Annotated in this window: 16 protein-coding genes; 5 read left to right on the forward strand and 11 right to left on the reverse strand. The window is 61.5% G+C overall.

The window, feature by feature from the left end; all coding sequences use genetic code 11:
• Positions 1–6: 6 nt before the first annotated feature.
• From CD351_RS05955 to CD351_RS05965, 3 genes are all read right to left on the reverse strand, one after another.
• Positions 7–789, reverse strand: a complete 783-nt coding sequence (locus tag CD351_RS05955) for a lysozyme (RefSeq protein WP_234027250.1) — start codon at positions 787–789, stop codon at positions 7–9.
• A gap of 109 nt (positions 790–898) precedes the next feature.
• A complete protein-coding gene (locus tag CD351_RS05960) occupies positions 899–1,567 on the reverse strand; it encodes a TrkA family potassium uptake protein (protein ID WP_111991751.1) in 669 nt (222 codons plus the stop codon).
• Entirely contained in the window at positions 1,557–2,858 is a 1,302-nt protein-coding gene (locus CD351_RS05965; RefSeq protein WP_234027251.1) for a TrkH family potassium uptake protein, read from the reverse strand. Before CD351_RS05965 ends, CD351_RS05960 begins: the two co-directional genes overlap by 11 nt.
• 161 nt (positions 2,859–3,019) lie before the next feature.
• On the opposite strand from CD351_RS05965, the gene CD351_RS05970 reads away from it, so the two are divergent.
• The 3 genes from CD351_RS05970 to CD351_RS05980 are packed head-to-tail and all read left to right on the forward strand — an operon-like array spanning position 3,020 to position 4,589.
• A complete protein-coding gene (locus CD351_RS05970; protein WP_111991753.1) occupies positions 3,020–3,226 on the forward strand; it encodes a helix-turn-helix transcriptional regulator in 207 nt (68 codons plus the stop codon).
• Positions 3,223–3,897, forward strand: coding sequence for a hypothetical protein (locus CD351_RS05975; protein WP_162627627.1), 675 nt, complete (start codon positions 3,223–3,225; stop codon positions 3,895–3,897). Before CD351_RS05970 ends, CD351_RS05975 begins: the two co-directional genes overlap by 4 nt.
• A gap of 32 nt (positions 3,898–3,929) precedes the next feature.
• Complete coding sequence (locus CD351_RS05980) at positions 3,930–4,589, forward strand: hypothetical protein (RefSeq protein WP_162627628.1); 660 nt, start codon at positions 3,930–3,932, stop codon at positions 4,587–4,589.
• 104 nt (positions 4,590–4,693) lie between these two features.
• Here the strand turns inward: CD351_RS05980 and glnA are convergent, their stop codons facing one another.
• The 5 genes from glnA to CD351_RS06005 form a co-directional block, all read right to left on the reverse strand.
• Positions 4,694–6,112 (reverse strand): type I glutamate--ammonia ligase, encoded by a 1,419-nt coding sequence (gene glnA / locus CD351_RS05985; protein WP_111991756.1) that lies wholly within the window; start codon positions 6,110–6,112, stop codon positions 4,694–4,696.
• A gap of 87 nt (positions 6,113–6,199) precedes the next feature.
• Entirely contained in the window at positions 6,200–6,538 is a 339-nt protein-coding gene (locus CD351_RS05990; RefSeq protein ID WP_007163302.1) for a P-II family nitrogen regulator, read from the reverse strand.
• A 240-nt stretch (positions 6,539–6,778) separates the two neighbouring features.
• Positions 6,779–7,705, reverse strand: a complete 927-nt coding sequence (gene argC / locus CD351_RS05995) for an N-acetyl-gamma-glutamyl-phosphate reductase (RefSeq protein WP_111991757.1) — start codon at positions 7,703–7,705, stop codon at positions 6,779–6,781.
• 20 nt (positions 7,706–7,725) lie between these two features.
• Positions 7,726–8,079 carry a hypothetical protein gene (locus CD351_RS06000; RefSeq protein WP_111991758.1) on the reverse strand — a complete coding sequence of 118 codons (354 nt, stop codon included), beginning with the start codon at positions 8,077–8,079 and terminating at the stop codon, positions 7,726–7,728.
• Between the two features lie 91 nt (positions 8,080–8,170).
• The gene (locus CD351_RS06005; protein ID WP_111991759.1) at positions 8,171–9,568 is read right to left on the reverse strand and encodes a M17 family metallopeptidase; all 1,398 of its coding nucleotides are present in this window, start codon (positions 9,566–9,568) and stop codon (positions 8,171–8,173) included.
• A 65-nt stretch (positions 9,569–9,633) separates the two neighbouring features.
• Between CD351_RS06005 and CD351_RS06010 the strand changes: the two genes are divergently transcribed.
• Entirely contained in the window at positions 9,634–10,461 is an 828-nt protein-coding gene (locus CD351_RS06010) for a DUF4163 domain-containing protein (protein ID WP_162627629.1), read from the forward strand.
• Positions 10,462–10,515: 54 nt separating this feature from the next.
• Positions 10,516–11,340 (forward strand): type I methionyl aminopeptidase, encoded by an 825-nt coding sequence (map, locus tag CD351_RS06015; protein WP_111991761.1) that lies wholly within the window; start codon positions 10,516–10,518, stop codon positions 11,338–11,340.
• A 3-nt stretch (positions 11,341–11,343) separates the two neighbouring features.
• On the opposite strand, the gene CD351_RS06020 is transcribed toward map, so the two are convergent.
• Genes CD351_RS06020 through ccmA form a run of 3 tightly spaced genes read right to left on the reverse strand, consistent with a single transcriptional unit; the run spans position 11,344 to position 13,270 of the window.
• Positions 11,344–12,030: a DUF2306 domain-containing protein gene (locus CD351_RS06020; protein ID WP_111991762.1), complete on the reverse strand. Its 687-nt coding sequence runs from the start codon at positions 12,028–12,030 to the stop codon at positions 11,344–11,346.
• The gene (locus tag CD351_RS06025) at positions 12,027–12,677 is read right to left on the reverse strand and encodes a heme exporter protein CcmB (RefSeq protein ID WP_234027252.1); all 651 of its coding nucleotides are present in this window, start codon (positions 12,675–12,677) and stop codon (positions 12,027–12,029) included. Before CD351_RS06025 ends, CD351_RS06020 begins: the two co-directional genes overlap by 4 nt.
• Positions 12,674–13,270, reverse strand: coding sequence for a heme ABC exporter ATP-binding protein CcmA (ccmA, locus tag CD351_RS06030; protein WP_111991763.1), 597 nt, complete (start codon positions 13,268–13,270; stop codon positions 12,674–12,676). The genes CD351_RS06025 and ccmA overlap by 4 nt, the downstream gene beginning before the upstream one ends.
• Between the last annotated feature and the right edge of the window lie 56 nt (positions 13,271–13,326).

Genomic DNA, 13,326 nt, shown 5'->3' on the forward strand with positions numbered 1-13,326 from the left:
GCCGGGTCAGCGGCTCGCATAGAGCTTTGCTTCCTCGGCGCGCCTGCGAACCAGTCCTTTCAGCACCCGCCCGCCTGCATGCTTCCAGCGCGCGAACTCGGCGATTGCTCCATCGTAATCGCCCGCAACGTGCTTCTTCGTCAGCGTCGCCTTGTGGATCGCGCCGGTGTTGTAGTGAAAGCTCACAAGCGCATCGAACTGGCCCTGCGTCGTCGGAGCGCCCGCAATCGCAAGTGCAACTTCGGCGGCGTATCGTTCGAGATCGCGGGCGAGGCGGGCATCGCACTGGTCCTGCGTCCACACGGTGTGAGGGCCGATCCGCTCGCCAAGGCCGGCACCGTTCTGGTCATCGAGCCCCGTCGCACCCCAGCCGATCGTCCAGGGTTCGCCGCCTGTACCGGGGTCGGGATACGCGCCCACCAGCCCATCGCGGCGCAGACGAGCGCAGCCTTCGAAACGCTTGATAAGAGCGATCCCGGCGTCTGAGATACGGCGCGGGTGAGGGCGATCGGTTCGTCGTATGTAAGGAACGGATGGACCGCATGTTACACGGTCCAGGGGGAAAAGCGCCGAAGTGTCACTGTCGGGGCCATTTGTGTCACCTTGTACCGGAAAAGTGTCACGTTCGCCGCGTGAAGTGTCACTGATGTGGCGCTGGGCTGCATCGATCGCATTGTCGAGCGCATCGACCTCGGATTGACGAAAGACGCGCCCGCGCAAGCGCCGCACCGCATCGAAGATGAGCTTGCGGTTGAGACGGCGGCGCGGATCGGTGGATTTGGCAGTCATGGGCTTGGACCTCGTTGCAGTTGGAAACCGAGGTCGAGCTATTAGGCACATGACGCCCAAGTAGGAAAATGGTTTGGCATCGCCGCGTGGGGAGTGGCCGGAGAGGCGGCTACTCCGAAACGAGCGCCGAGAACGCCTCTATCTTGGCGATCCGGCCCGATACGACCAGTTCGTCATCGGGCATGATCAGCGTGTCGGGCGTTGCGTGAATGAAATCCTCGCCCTCGCGCTTTACGCCCACGACCGTAACGTCATGCTTCTTGCGGCATTCACTTGTGACGAGCGGCAGGCCGATGATCGCCGGCGGAGCCTTGAGCCGGGCGATGGCGAAGTGATCATCGAACGCGATAAAGTCGAGCATGCGTTCATTGACGAGATGCGCCACGCGCTCGCCCATGCGTTGTTCGGGGAAGACCACATGCGTTGCCCCGATGCGTTCCAGGATCGCTGCGTGCTTCTCGTTGGTTGCCTTGGCCCAGATGTTTGCAACGCCCAGTTCCGACAGAGCCAGGACGGTCAGCACGCTTGCCTCGATATCGTTTCCGATGCCGACGATGGCTGCCTCGAATTCGGCAGCGCCCAGATCCTTGAGGGTGCGCGAATGCGAACAATCGGCTTCGACCACCTTGGTCAGGACCGAAGCGAAATCCTGCACTCTGCCCGGATCGGTATCCGCGCCCATGACGTCGTGCCCCATGCGTTCGAGCGTCTCTGCCACCGCGCCGCCAAAACGGCCAAGACCAATGACGATAACGGGGCGTTTTCCTTTAGCCGACAATCGGGTTCTCCTCTGGATAGCGGTAGGTTCGCGAACCGCTTCCCAATGCAAGCGCTGTAGCCACCGTTATGGTTCCCACGCGGCCTACAAACATCAGCGCGGTGATGACCAATTGCGCACTTGGCGGAAGGTCGCCGGTGATGCCCATCGAAAGGCCAACGGTCGAAAAAGCGGAAATCGTTTCGAACAGGACCCGCTCGAATGCGAGGTCGGTGATCGAGACGATGTAGAGGGTTGCAAGGAAGATCAGCGATCCGGCCAGCACGGTCACGGCAAGCGCCTGGCGTTCGATATGCGAGCCGAAGCGGCGGTCGAAAATGCCCGAATCGCGTTGGCCACGAATCTCGGAGATCACGACCGCGATAAGCACGACGAATGTGGTGATCTTGATCCCCCCGGCGGTGCCCGCACTGCCGCCGCCGATGAACATCAAAAGATAGTTCACCAGCACCGTCTGATCGCGAAAACTGCCGACATCTAGGCTGTTGAAACCAGCCGTGCGCGGCATAACCGAATGAAACGCGGCGTTCAGCGCTTTTTCGCCCAGTGTCATCGGGCCGAGCGTATCAGGATTGCCCCATTCCATACCCAGCATCGCGACAAAGCCTGTCGCCAGCAGCACTGCGGTCGCAAGAAGCGTGATCTTGGTATGGAGCGTGTAGTTCGACCAGCGCAGCTTTTCGGCGCGCAAATCCTGCATAACCGGAAATCCAAGCGCGGTGATGATGACCGCAAGCATGATCGGCGAAAGGATCACCGGATCCCCCTGAAACCCCATGACGCTGTCGGAAAAGCTCGAAAAACCGGCATTGTTGAACGCGCTGACCGAATGGAAGATGCCGTGCCACAACGCAGAGGAGAACGCGAAATCGTGCGTGAGGTGGAAGCGCATCGTGAGGATCGCTGCGACCACCACTTCGATTGCCAATGTGATGGCAAGCACCAGCTTGATAACCGACACAGCATCGCCGCGCTCGATCCGGTTCCGCTCGACCTGCGTTGCCATGCGTTCGCGCAGGCCAAGCCCTCGCCCCAGCATCAGGCCGAACAAGGTCGCAGCGGTCATGATGCCGAAGCCGCCGATCTGGAACAGGACGAGGATCGTGATCTGTCCGAACATCGACCAGTAAACCGGCGTGTCGACCACGATCAGCCCGGTGACGGACACGGCAGAGGTGGCGGTGAAGAAGGCGGTGAGCAGCGGCGCGGCGTTTCCATCACTGGTCGCGACCGGCAGGCTGAGAAGCGCTGTTCCGACCAGAATCAGCGCCAGAAAAAGGAGCGGTATCAATCGGATCGGATCGCGCAGCATCGTGTGCGCAAACAGACCCGATATAGGCCCAAGTCAAGCAATTTGCGCAAGGGCTGTAAAGAGCTCTTGACTGTAAAGACCTCTTGTCAGTAAAGAGCTCTTTACAGGCTCGAATCACCAGCGGGCTCGAAGGGTCACTTTTGGAAAACCGTCTTAAACATCATCGGGAGGCTGAAGGCTGGAGCCAGGGCGAACTTGCCCGGCGGCTGGGCGTCTCGCGGCAGACGATCAATGCGGTCGAAACCGACAAATACGATCCCTCGCTTCCGCTGGCGCTTCGCATGGCGAAACTTTTCCAAGTGAGCGTGCCTGACCTGTTTATCGATCACTGGGAGCCGGACGCATGATGGAGAGCAACACGATGTCGGACGAACGCGGGACAATGCAGAAAATCGCGAAGATGCTGGGACCGTCCGTCGGTATCGGGGTGTTTGTTGGTCTTATCGCGGGGTTCTATGTCGGTTTCAGCGACATCGACCTGTGGGCGTTGACCGACACCTTGCCAAGCGACAACACGGTCTACGTCTCCGCGTTGCTGGCGTTCGCATATATCTGCGGCGGGATAGCGGCATTTGCGGCGGTTTCCTTCCCCAGGCACCTGCACAAGCTCCTTGAAATGGAGGCCGACGATATCGCCGATCAGCCCGAGTTGTTCCGCTGGCAGGGGGCAAGCGCGATGCAGTTCGGTTTCGCAATCGGCACGCTGATCCTTGCAGAACCGTTCGGACTGCTCGCGCCGGGGATCGCATTCGGAATCTTCGCCATGTTCGTCATCCTTGGCATCGCGTCCTATCGCAAAAGCTGGGTGATGATGGACGAGCTCATGCGCGCCGCCGCCAGCGAGGCGACGGTCATCGGTTACTACCTGATCCTTATCGTCGGCGGCGGCTGGGCGGTGCTGGGCCACCTTGGCATCGCGGCCGGACCTGACTTCCTTGATATCGTCAACATCCTGTGGGGCATGATCATCCTCGCAACCCTCTGGACCTCGACCCGCCGCGGCATTGTCGGCGGATGAACTCACACAACGGCAAGGCGCAGGAAACGGATATGACAGCTATGACCAATCCTGAAGAACCCAAGAAGAAGCGCTCCTACTGGTACTCTCTTGCCGCGTGGGTGCTGTCGGGAGCGGTCGCTGGCTATATCGGCGCAGACCTCATCACTGGCGGCGCGAATGGCGAGATGATCGACATCAACATCTCGCAGATTGTCGCCATCCTGATCGGGTTCATCCTCGTCCTGTGCACTGTGATCGTCGGCGTCGGCTTCACCTTTCCCAAGGCGGGGATCGCGATGAAGATGTTCGAGGACATCGAGGAATGGGAAGACGAGCGCAGCATGATGGGGCTCAGCGCCTTTGGCGGCGGTGCGTGGGGCGGCGCGTTGATCGTCCTCGCTCTCGCCGAGCCGCTTGGCCTCTTGGGCAGCCCGGTGCTGCTCGCCGTGATGGGCGTGCTGCTCATTGGTTTCGTCTACAGCTCGTGGCGCCTGCTGCGCGAATATGACGAGCTGTGGCAGGGCGTGAATGCCGAGACTTGCACCTACGGCATGTATCTCATGCTTCTGATTGGCGGGACGTGGTCGGTGGTCGCGCATCTCGGGTTTATTAGTGCGCTCGCACCGCTCGACTGGATCTCGCTGCTGACCGCAACCTGCCTCGTCGGAGCGATCCTCGCGACCCGCAAGCGGGGCATGCTGGAGGACTGAAAAGTCTTAAGCACCAAAAGGAAAGGCCGCCCGGTTTCCCGAACGGCCTTCCTTGCATCCAAGGGTATGGATCTTGGGTGTCTTGCGAACTCCGGTGCCTTGTATCAGCTTGAATAATACATGTCGAATTCAACCGGACTCGGTGTCGTTTCGAGACGCAGCTGCTCTTCCCACTTGAGTTCAGCGTAAGCTTCGATCTGGTCGACCGAGAACACATCGCCCTTGAGCAGGAATTCATGGTCTTCTTCCAGCGCTTCGAGCGCTTCGCGAAGTGAACCGCACACGGTCGGCACTTCGGCGAGTTCTGCCGGCGGCAGGTCGTAGAGGTTCTTGTCCATCGCATCGCCCGGATGGATCTTGTTCTCGATCCCGTCGAGACCGGCCATCAGCAGCGCCGAGAAGGCGAGGTAGGGATTGCAGATCGCATCGGGGAAGCGGAACTCGACGCGCTTGGCCTTTTCGCCCGCGCCATACGGAATACGGCACGATGCCGAACGGTTGCGAGCCGAATAGGCCAGCAGAACGGGCGCTTCGAAACCGGGCACCAGACGCTTATACGAATTGGTCGTGGCGTTGGTGAAGGCGTTGATCGCCTTCGCGTGCTTGATGACGCCGCCGATATAATGGAGGCAGGTTTCCGACAGGCCGGCATATTCGTTGCCCGCAAAGGTCGGATTGCCGTCTTTCCAGATCGACATGTGGGTGTGCATGCCCGAACCGTTATCGTCCTTGATCGGCTTTGGCATGAAGGTCGCGGTCTTGCCGTAAGCGTGCGCCACCTGCTGCACGACATACTTGTAGACCTGCACCTGGTCGGCGGTCTTCGTCAGCGTCGAGAAGGTGATGCCAAGCTCGTGCTGGGCAGCGGCCACCTCGTGGTGGTGCTTGTCCATGTCGAGGCCTATTTCCATCATCGTGGAAACCATTTCGCCGCGGATATCCATCGCGCTGTCGACTGGCGCCACCGGGAAATAGCCGCCCTTGGCGCGCGGGCGGTGGCCCATATTGCCGCCGCCAAATTCGGTGTAGTCGGTGCCGGTGTTGGTCGGCAGCTCGATATCGTCGATGCGATAGCCTGAGCCTGCGTAGCCATCTTCGAAACGCACATCGTCGAACATGAAGAATTCAGGCTCTGGCCCGACATAGATGGTGTCGCCGATGCCGGTCGATGCGAGATAGGCTTCGGCACGCTTCGCGGTCGAGCGCGGGTCGCGGGCGTAAAGCTGGCCGTCCGAAGGCTCAACGATGTCGCAGAAGATGCTGAGCATCGGGGTTTCGGAGAAGGGATCGGGATAAACCGCATCCATATCCGGCTTCAGGATCATGTCGCTTTCGTTGATGACCTTCCAGCCTTCGATCGACGAACCATCGAACATCAAACCGTCTTCCAGCGCATCCTCGTCCATGACCTTTGCCGCCATGGTCAGATGCTGCCACTTGCCCTTCGGGTCGGTGAAGCGAAGGTCCACCCATTCGATGTCGTTGTCCTTGATCTGTTTTACGACGTCTTTCGCACTAGCCATGGTGTATTCTCCAGCATTGGTATGTTTCGTTCGAGAGGTGCGCCCGTGGGTTCCCATCAGGACGCGGAAAGTAAGAGCCTTTAGCGGTCAGATCGCATCGTCGTCTGTTTCGCCCGTGCGAATGCGCAGGGCGCGCTCTATGGGCGAGACGAAGATCTTGCCATCGCCGATCCTGCCCGTCTGGGCCGCTGCGGCGACCGCTTCGACCACGCGGTCGGCCTGGTCATCAGGCACTACGACTTCAAGCTTCACCTTGGGGAGGAAATCGACGACATATTCAGCGCCGCGATACAGTTCGGTGTGGCCCTTCTGACGGCCAAAGCCGCGCGCTTCGGTAACGGTGATGCCCGAGACGCCGATTTCATGGAGCGCCTCCTTCACTTCGTCGAGCTTGAAGGGTTTGATGATCGCTTCGATCTTCTTCACTTGGAACGCTTTCCCCGTATTTGCACCCGAGCCCCGTATTTTCACCCGAGGCGGCGCGTGTTCTTGGCATTTATCGATCAAGAATCGTGCCAATGGCTGTCACACTTCGGTAGCCGATCCCCGCGCGGGCGCAAGGATCATTCCGAGTGCCCGGATTTAGTGCATGATTGTGCAGCGCAGCGCAACCGTGCTTAAGGGGAGGGCGGGCGCTGCCTAATTATTGGGCAGTGCGTGCGCGGATCAGAGGCGCAGGCCGGTGGTTTCGGGCAGGCCGCACATGATGTTGAGGTTCTGGATGGCCGCGCCGGAAGCGCCCTTGCCGAGGTTGTCGAGACGGGCGATCAGGCGGACGTTCCAGCCGCCCTCATTGCCGCAGACGAACAGTTCGATGCCATCGTTCGCCTCCGCGCCGTCGCGCAGGAGCAGCTCGGCAGGAGCTTCCCCTTCGCCTACGTGCACGATCCGCGATCCAGCATAAAAACTCAGCAACTCGGCTTGCAGAGTATGGGCGTGCGGATCGGTGCTCATCGCGCCAAGGTGCAGTGGCACCTCGACGATCATGCCGCGAAAGGCAGGCACGACAGAAGGTGCAAACAGCACTTCGTGTTTGAGACCCGCGTGCAGCTTCATTTCAGGCCGGTGCTTGTGAGCCAAGGTAAGCCCGTAAGTGCGAAACGCGATGTCCGGCTCGGCAGCGAAGCGATCGATCAGCGCGTTGCCGCCGCCCGAATATCCGCTGACCGCGTTGACGGTGAAGGGCCAGTCGGCTGGCAGCAACCCGGCGCGGACCAGCGGCGCAATCAGCGCCAGAAACCCCGTCGGGTAACACCCCGGATTGCTGACGAAACGCGCATTCGCGACTCCCTTGTGTCCAATCAGCTCAGGGAAACCGTAAGTCCATCCCTCCGCCACCCGGTGCGCACTCGATGCGTCGATGATCCGCGTGTCCGATCCCTCCGCCAGCTTCACCGCCTCGACAGCGGCGTCATCGGGCAGGCACAGGATTGCGATATCCGCTTCGTGCAAAGCCTCCTTGCGCGCACCAACGTCCTTGCGCTGCGCATCGTCCAGCACGAGCAGCTCGAACTCCTCGCGCCCTTCAAGCCGGTCGCGGATTTCGAGGCCGGTCGTCCCGGCAGCACCATCGATGAAAATGCGGGTAGCCATGGCGCAAAGCCATAGCCGGATCAGTCAGCGAGGCAATGGGCCTTCATGTAGCCGCTTGGCCCCTGAGGGCCGAGGCAACCCCAGATCCATTCGCCCGCGACGTCCAGAACCTCGATCATCGTCCCGGCTTCGAAGCGGGTGATGATCGGCGAATCGTCGCGGGTGTTCTCCATCACGTCCGCGCCGCTTTCTCCGATAATGCGGACATGGGGGATGACGTAATGCGCCGCGAGATGTTTCCCGGCGAGTGCGATGTGAGCAAGATCGCCGCGCAGCGCGAGCGTTCCGGGCGCAGGTTTTTCGACCGGGCCTTTAAGACCCAGTGCGCCTTCAGGAACCGTGTATTCGTGATTGTGGCTGCCAGCGCCGCTCATTCAGATCGTTTTCCTATTCGCCCCTGCTCGCGGCGCTTAGCGGCAGTCGAGTTGATCGGCAAGCCACGCGCTTTGCTTGGGCTGCTAACGTTCACCCGCCAAAGCGGTTCCGTAGCATATGCCAGCTTGCGCGCAGGCCATATGCCGCGCCTCCCTTGGAACGGCCCGGCTTGGCAAACGGGCGCCAGGCGAAGGTGTCGAAGTGCACCCAGTCGATCCCTTCGCCGACGAAGCGGTCGAGGAACAGCCCGGCGACGCTTGCTCCTGCATAAGGATTGGTGTGCGCATTCGAGATGTCGGCGATGTCGGAATTGAGATATTCGCGATAGCTGTCTGGCAGGGGCAGACGCCAGGGTTCATCGTCATTCGCCTTGCCCGCTTCGGTCATCTGGGCGGCGGTGTCGTCCTTCCTCGCCATCATGGCGGCGTAATCGGGACCAAGCGCCACGCGCGCCGCGCCGGTGAGCGTCGCAAAGTCGATGATGAGCTCCGGTTCTTCCTCGCTCGCCCGCGTCAACGCATCGCCAAGGATCAGGCGACCTTCGGCATCGGTGTTGTGAATCTCGACCGTGAGCCCCTTGCGGCTGGAGAGGACGTCGCCGGGGCGAAAGGCGTTTCCGGCAATCGCGTTCTCGACAGCGGGGACCAGCAGGCGCAGGCGCACTTTCAACTTCGCCTGCATGATCAGTTCGCCCAGCGCAATCGCGTGCGCCGCACCGCCCATGTCCTTCTTCATCAGGCGCATGCCCGTTCCCGGCTTGATATCGAGCCCGCCCGAATCGAAGCAAACGCCTTTGCCGACGATTGCGAGAACCGGATCGCTGTCCAAGCCCCAGGTGAGGTGCATGATACGCGGCGCGTGCTTGCGTTCCGCCGCGCGCCCGACGGCGTGGACCATCGGATAACCTTGCTCAAGCGCATCGCCGCGCGTCACTTCAAGCTCGGCCTTGTAGGTTTTGGCAAGCCGCTCGAACTGAGCTTCCAGCGCGGCGGGTCCCATGTCTTCGGCAGGCGTGTTGACGAGATCGCGCACAAGCAGCTCGGCGCGCGCTTCGGCCATCGCGGCGTCGATCTTACCGGCCTCTCCGGTCAGCAGAACGCGCGGGCCGGCCGCGTTCTCATCCTCTTTGTATCGCGTGAAGCTGTACTGCGCCGTGAGCCAGCCGAACATGGCCGGACCAGCGCCCGTCTCTGCAGCTTCCCCGGCGAGGCGATACGTGCCTTCGGGAAGCGCCTCGGCAAGCCTGGCAAGGCACCAGCTTGAAAGCTCCTTGGGGTTCGCCACCCCGCCAACCGCGAAGAAACGGTCGCCATCGGGCACAATGCCGACCTGGTATCCCTTGCCCTCGAATTTCTGGCCGGAAAGGCTCGCGCGCTGGCTGGCGGAAAGCGACTTGGTAAAATCGTCAAACCCGCTCTCATTGACGAGGTATATGTCGATCGCGTCCTGTCCGCGATCGGGTTGGATAAGGTCTTGGATGTCGGTCATGGCCTGTCCATAATCGCGCTGGCATGCATGTCACGCAGGAATTGGGCCGTGAGGGGAGTTTACGCATGATACGCTGGATGGTTGTCGCAGGTGTGGCCGTGTGCCTTGCTGCCTGTTCGACGCCCGAAGAAATGGATCAGTCGATCACGGATCAGGTTGGCGAAGGGCTGACCGAAACCGGGCGCGAGACGCTGGAACGCCGCGTGCCGGTCAATGCCGAGGCTGGCGAGGTACTGATCGAGAGCGACACCTATGAATTCGCCTATCGCTGGCCCAGACAAGCTGCGGCGATCCCTGCTCTGGATAGCGCGCTCAAGACCATGGCCGAACGCACCCGCGCTGAATTCGAAGCCAGCGCCGTGGAAGCAGAGGCGGATGCGGCGCAATTCGGTTACGATTATCGCCGCTATGCTTCCCAGTGGACATGGGAGGTCGCCGCCGACACGCCGCGTTTCCTTGCGCTTACCGGCAGCCGATATTTCTACACCGGCGGGGCGCATGGCAACTCGACCTTCGATGCGATCCTGTGGGACCGGGAGGGCGATGCATCCAAAGGCCCGCTCGAACCTCTCGCGGTGTTTTCCGACGTTCCCGCACTCTATGCAGCGGCGAGCAAGCCTTACTGCATAGCCCTTGGCAAGGTGCGGATCGAGCGTATCTCGGAAGCAGGCCTGGGCGATGCCATCGAGGACATATGCCCCGAGCTGAGCGAACTCACAATCTCGCTAGGCACGTCGAACGGCCGCACGATTGACCGGCTGGTGATGATCGCCGCGCCCTATGTGGTGGGGCCATATGCGGAAGGCTCCTATTCGATCGAAGTGCCGATGAATGCCGAGATGCTCGCGCTGGTAAAGCCCCGATACCGCGCGGGATTTTCGCTCGCGGATTAGAGGAGCGCGCGTGGCCTCTCGCATTCGGGCGCGCCTTTCGCTATATGACCGCGCATGACAGAATACCAACTCGTCGAGAACGAACAGACCGTCTATCGCGACGGCACGATCAAGCTTCACACGCAGGAAGGCTTTGACGGCATGCGCGCTGCGGGCCAGCTGGCCGCGCGTATCCTCGATGAGGTTGCGGACATGGTGCAGCCCGGCGTCACGACCGAGAGCATCGACACGCAGATCCGCGAAATGATGCTGGATGCAGGCGCGGTTCCTGCAACGCTGGGCTATCGCGGCTACACTCACTCAAGCTGTATCTCGATCAACCACGTAATCTGCCACGGCATTCCGGGGCCCAAGGTGTTGAAGGATGGCGACATCCTCAATGTCGACGTGACCCCGCTGCTAGACGGGTGGCACGGTGACACCAGCCGCATGTTCTTCGCGGGCGAGCCGTCGATCAAAGCGAAGCGGCTGGTCGATGTGACTTATGAATGCCTGATGCTAGGGATCGAGGCAGCACAGCCCGGCGCTCGTCTCGGCGACATCGGCGCAGCTATCGAGGCGCACGCCAAGCAGTTCCGTTACGGCGTCGTGCGCGAGTTTTGCGGCCATGGTCTGGGCCGCCTCTTCCACGATGCACCCGAAGTCGTACACGCGGCAAAGGCTGGCACGGGTCCGGAGCTGAAGCCCGGCATGTTCTTCACGATCGAACCTATGATCAATCTCGGAAAGCCCTGGGCAAAGGTGCTGGGCGACGGCTGGACCGCCGTGACCCGCGACAAGTCGCTCTCGGCCCAGTTCGAACACTCGATTGCGATCACCGAAGACGGGAACGAGATCTTCACGAAGAGCCCGACGGGTAGGGATGCGCCGCCTTATTGACGGCTACTCCCGGCTCGATACCGGGAGTGAACCTTCCAGCGGCACAAAGGCCAGCAACGCGCCGGCCATCACCACGATCAATCCCATGGAAAAAGCGAGCATGGCGAGCGTCGGCTTGGTCAGGCGCTTTTGCGTGACCCACTCATAGGCTAGAGCGACAACGATTGTGATTGGCGGCTGGATTGCGATGGCGACGGGGTCGGGCAGTTCGAGCACCTGAGTCACGCGTGCATAGGCTGGCGTCATGAAGGCGAGCGTCCCGATCAGCATCGCCATGCGGTGCTCGGCAATGCGCTTGCGGCGTGCGAACCATAGGGCCGCGATGTACAGCGGGATGAAGGTCGCAAAGGCGGCGATGTTGACGATGGTCACTTCGACGCGGCCCAACTCCTCACCGATATTGACCGACAGGATCAGGCCCGAAACGGTCATTATCACGACGAGCACAATGGAGGATCGTCCCAGCGTCCGGTGAAACGCGAACCTGCCGCCAGCCGCGAGAAACGCCTGCCCGGCCAGCAGCGCCAGCCAGGCGATCATCGCTACTGCGTGAGTGATGACGAGCGGCGTGTAGCGCACCTGCACTTCAGGGTGAGCGATTGCTTTGAGGCCGAATGCAAGAATGCTGGAAACCACCAGCGCAACGGCTATCCACCCCAGAAGCCGGTTTGCTTGCTCGAATGGGCTCATATCTCGCGTGCAGCCCTGATCGCCGCGCCCGCCGCAAACGGAGCGATGGCGACCAACAGCAGGCTGATCGCGGCGACAAAGCCAATGCTGGCGGCATCCGACCGGGCGAGCGCGCCTGCGCCGAAAATCAGGATCGGCAGTGCGAGCGGGATGAGCAGCAGGCCCGACAGGGCGGCTCCGGCGCGCAAAGATGCGGTGAGGGCGGCGATCATCAGGCCAATGGCCGCAAGCCCGGGAGTGCCTGCGAGCAGACCAAGGACAAGCAATTGCAACGTCGGCCCATCGAGCGCCAGCAGCGCGGCGGCCGGGAATGTCGCAAGGATCAGCGGCGGCCCAAAGCTCAGCCAGTGTGCTACAAGTCGCACCGCCATCATGAGTTCCTCGGTAACGCCGCGCAGCTTCAGTTGGTCGAAAACGCCCAGCTCGATATCCTGCGCGACCAGCTTTTCCAGCGGAAGGATCGCCGCGAGCAGGGCGGCGATCCACACGACGCCGCCGCCGGTGCGCGACAGCAGGTTCACGTCTGGTCCGACCGCGAAGGGGTAAAGCATCGCCACCGCCACGAAGAAAACCACCGGCAGCGCCGCGCCTCCGCCAGCAAAGGGGAAGAACTTCGACAGGTCGCGGCGAAGCATGGCGCCGATCACAGCGCTTCTTCCCGCGCGGCGAAGTCCTCAATCGCAAGCGTGCGCAATCCCGCAATTGCGAGCGGCTGGTGCGAAGCGATGAGAGCGATGCCGCCGCCGCCGACATGAAGGGCGATCAGCGCGGTCACCTGCTCGATCGCCGCCGTATCCAACCCGCTCAGCGGCTCATCAAGCAGCCAGATCGGCACTCCGCGATTAAGAAGTGCGGCAAGCCCGGCGCGCTTCCTCTGCCCGGTCGAAAGGTAACGCACCGGCACGTCGAGCAGCGGTTCGAGGCCAAGCACGCCGAGCGCCCGTGTTGGATCGGTGCATCCATCAACGCGCTCCCAGAAATTGAGCGCCTTGCCAAGCGGCAGATCGGGATCGAGCGCTGTTCGCTCATCGAGCAGGCCGAGCGCACCGTTCACCGTCACGTCCCCCGCAAATGGCGAAGCCAGGCCGGCCATGGTCCGGATCAAGGTCGTCTTGCCGGTCCCGTTTGCGCCCGTCAGGTGGAGAGCCTCGCCCGCGCCGAGATCGAACGAAAGCCGCTTGAAAAGCAGTCGGTCGCCGCGCCTGCAGGCAAGGTTTGAGGCTGACAGTTGAGCTTGCATCGTCAGTGCGTTAGGCAAAAGCGGTGCTCCCTACAACACAATGCAAGAGGTTCCTC

The organism is Erythrobacter sp. KY5, assembly GCF_003264115.1.
Lineage (GTDB): Bacteria > Pseudomonadota > Alphaproteobacteria > Sphingomonadales > Sphingomonadaceae > Erythrobacter.

What these genes read in the sequence shown, in the direction of transcription:
- glnA (WP_111991756.1), bottom strand. Translation starts at nt 6,112, where the DNA reads ATGGCTAGTGCGAAAGACGTCGTAAAACAGATCAAGGACAACGACATC.
- CD351_RS05975 (WP_162627627.1), top strand. Translation starts at nt 3,223, where the DNA reads ATGATGGAGAGCAACACGATGTCGGACGAACGCGGGACAATGCAGAAA.
- CD351_RS06010 (WP_162627629.1), top strand. Translation starts at nt 9,634, where the DNA reads ATGATACGCTGGATGGTTGTCGCAGGTGTGGCCGTGTGCCTTGCTGCC.
- CD351_RS06000 (WP_111991758.1), bottom strand. Translation starts at nt 8,079, where the DNA reads ATGAGCGGCGCTGGCAGCCACAATCACGAATACACGGTTCCTGAAGGC.
- argC (WP_111991757.1), bottom strand. Translation starts at nt 7,705, where the DNA reads ATGGCTACCCGCATTTTCATCGATGGTGCTGCCGGGACGACCGGCCTC.
- CD351_RS05955 (WP_234027250.1), bottom strand. Translation starts at nt 789, where the DNA reads ATGACTGCCAAATCCACCGATCCGCGCCGCCGTCTCAACCGCAAGCTC.
- map (WP_111991761.1), top strand. Translation starts at nt 10,516, where the DNA reads ATGACAGAATACCAACTCGTCGAGAACGAACAGACCGTCTATCGCGAC.
- CD351_RS06005 (WP_111991759.1), bottom strand. Translation starts at nt 9,568, where the DNA reads ATGACCGACATCCAAGACCTTATCCAACCCGATCGCGGACAGGACGCG.
- ccmA (WP_111991763.1), bottom strand. Translation starts at nt 13,270, where the DNA reads ATGCAAGCTCAACTGTCAGCCTCAAACCTTGCCTGCAGGCGCGGCGAC.
- CD351_RS06020 (WP_111991762.1), bottom strand. Translation starts at nt 12,030, where the DNA reads ATGAGCCCATTCGAGCAAGCAAACCGGCTTCTGGGGTGGATAGCCGTT.
- CD351_RS05980 (WP_162627628.1), top strand. Translation starts at nt 3,930, where the DNA reads ATGACAGCTATGACCAATCCTGAAGAACCCAAGAAGAAGCGCTCCTAC.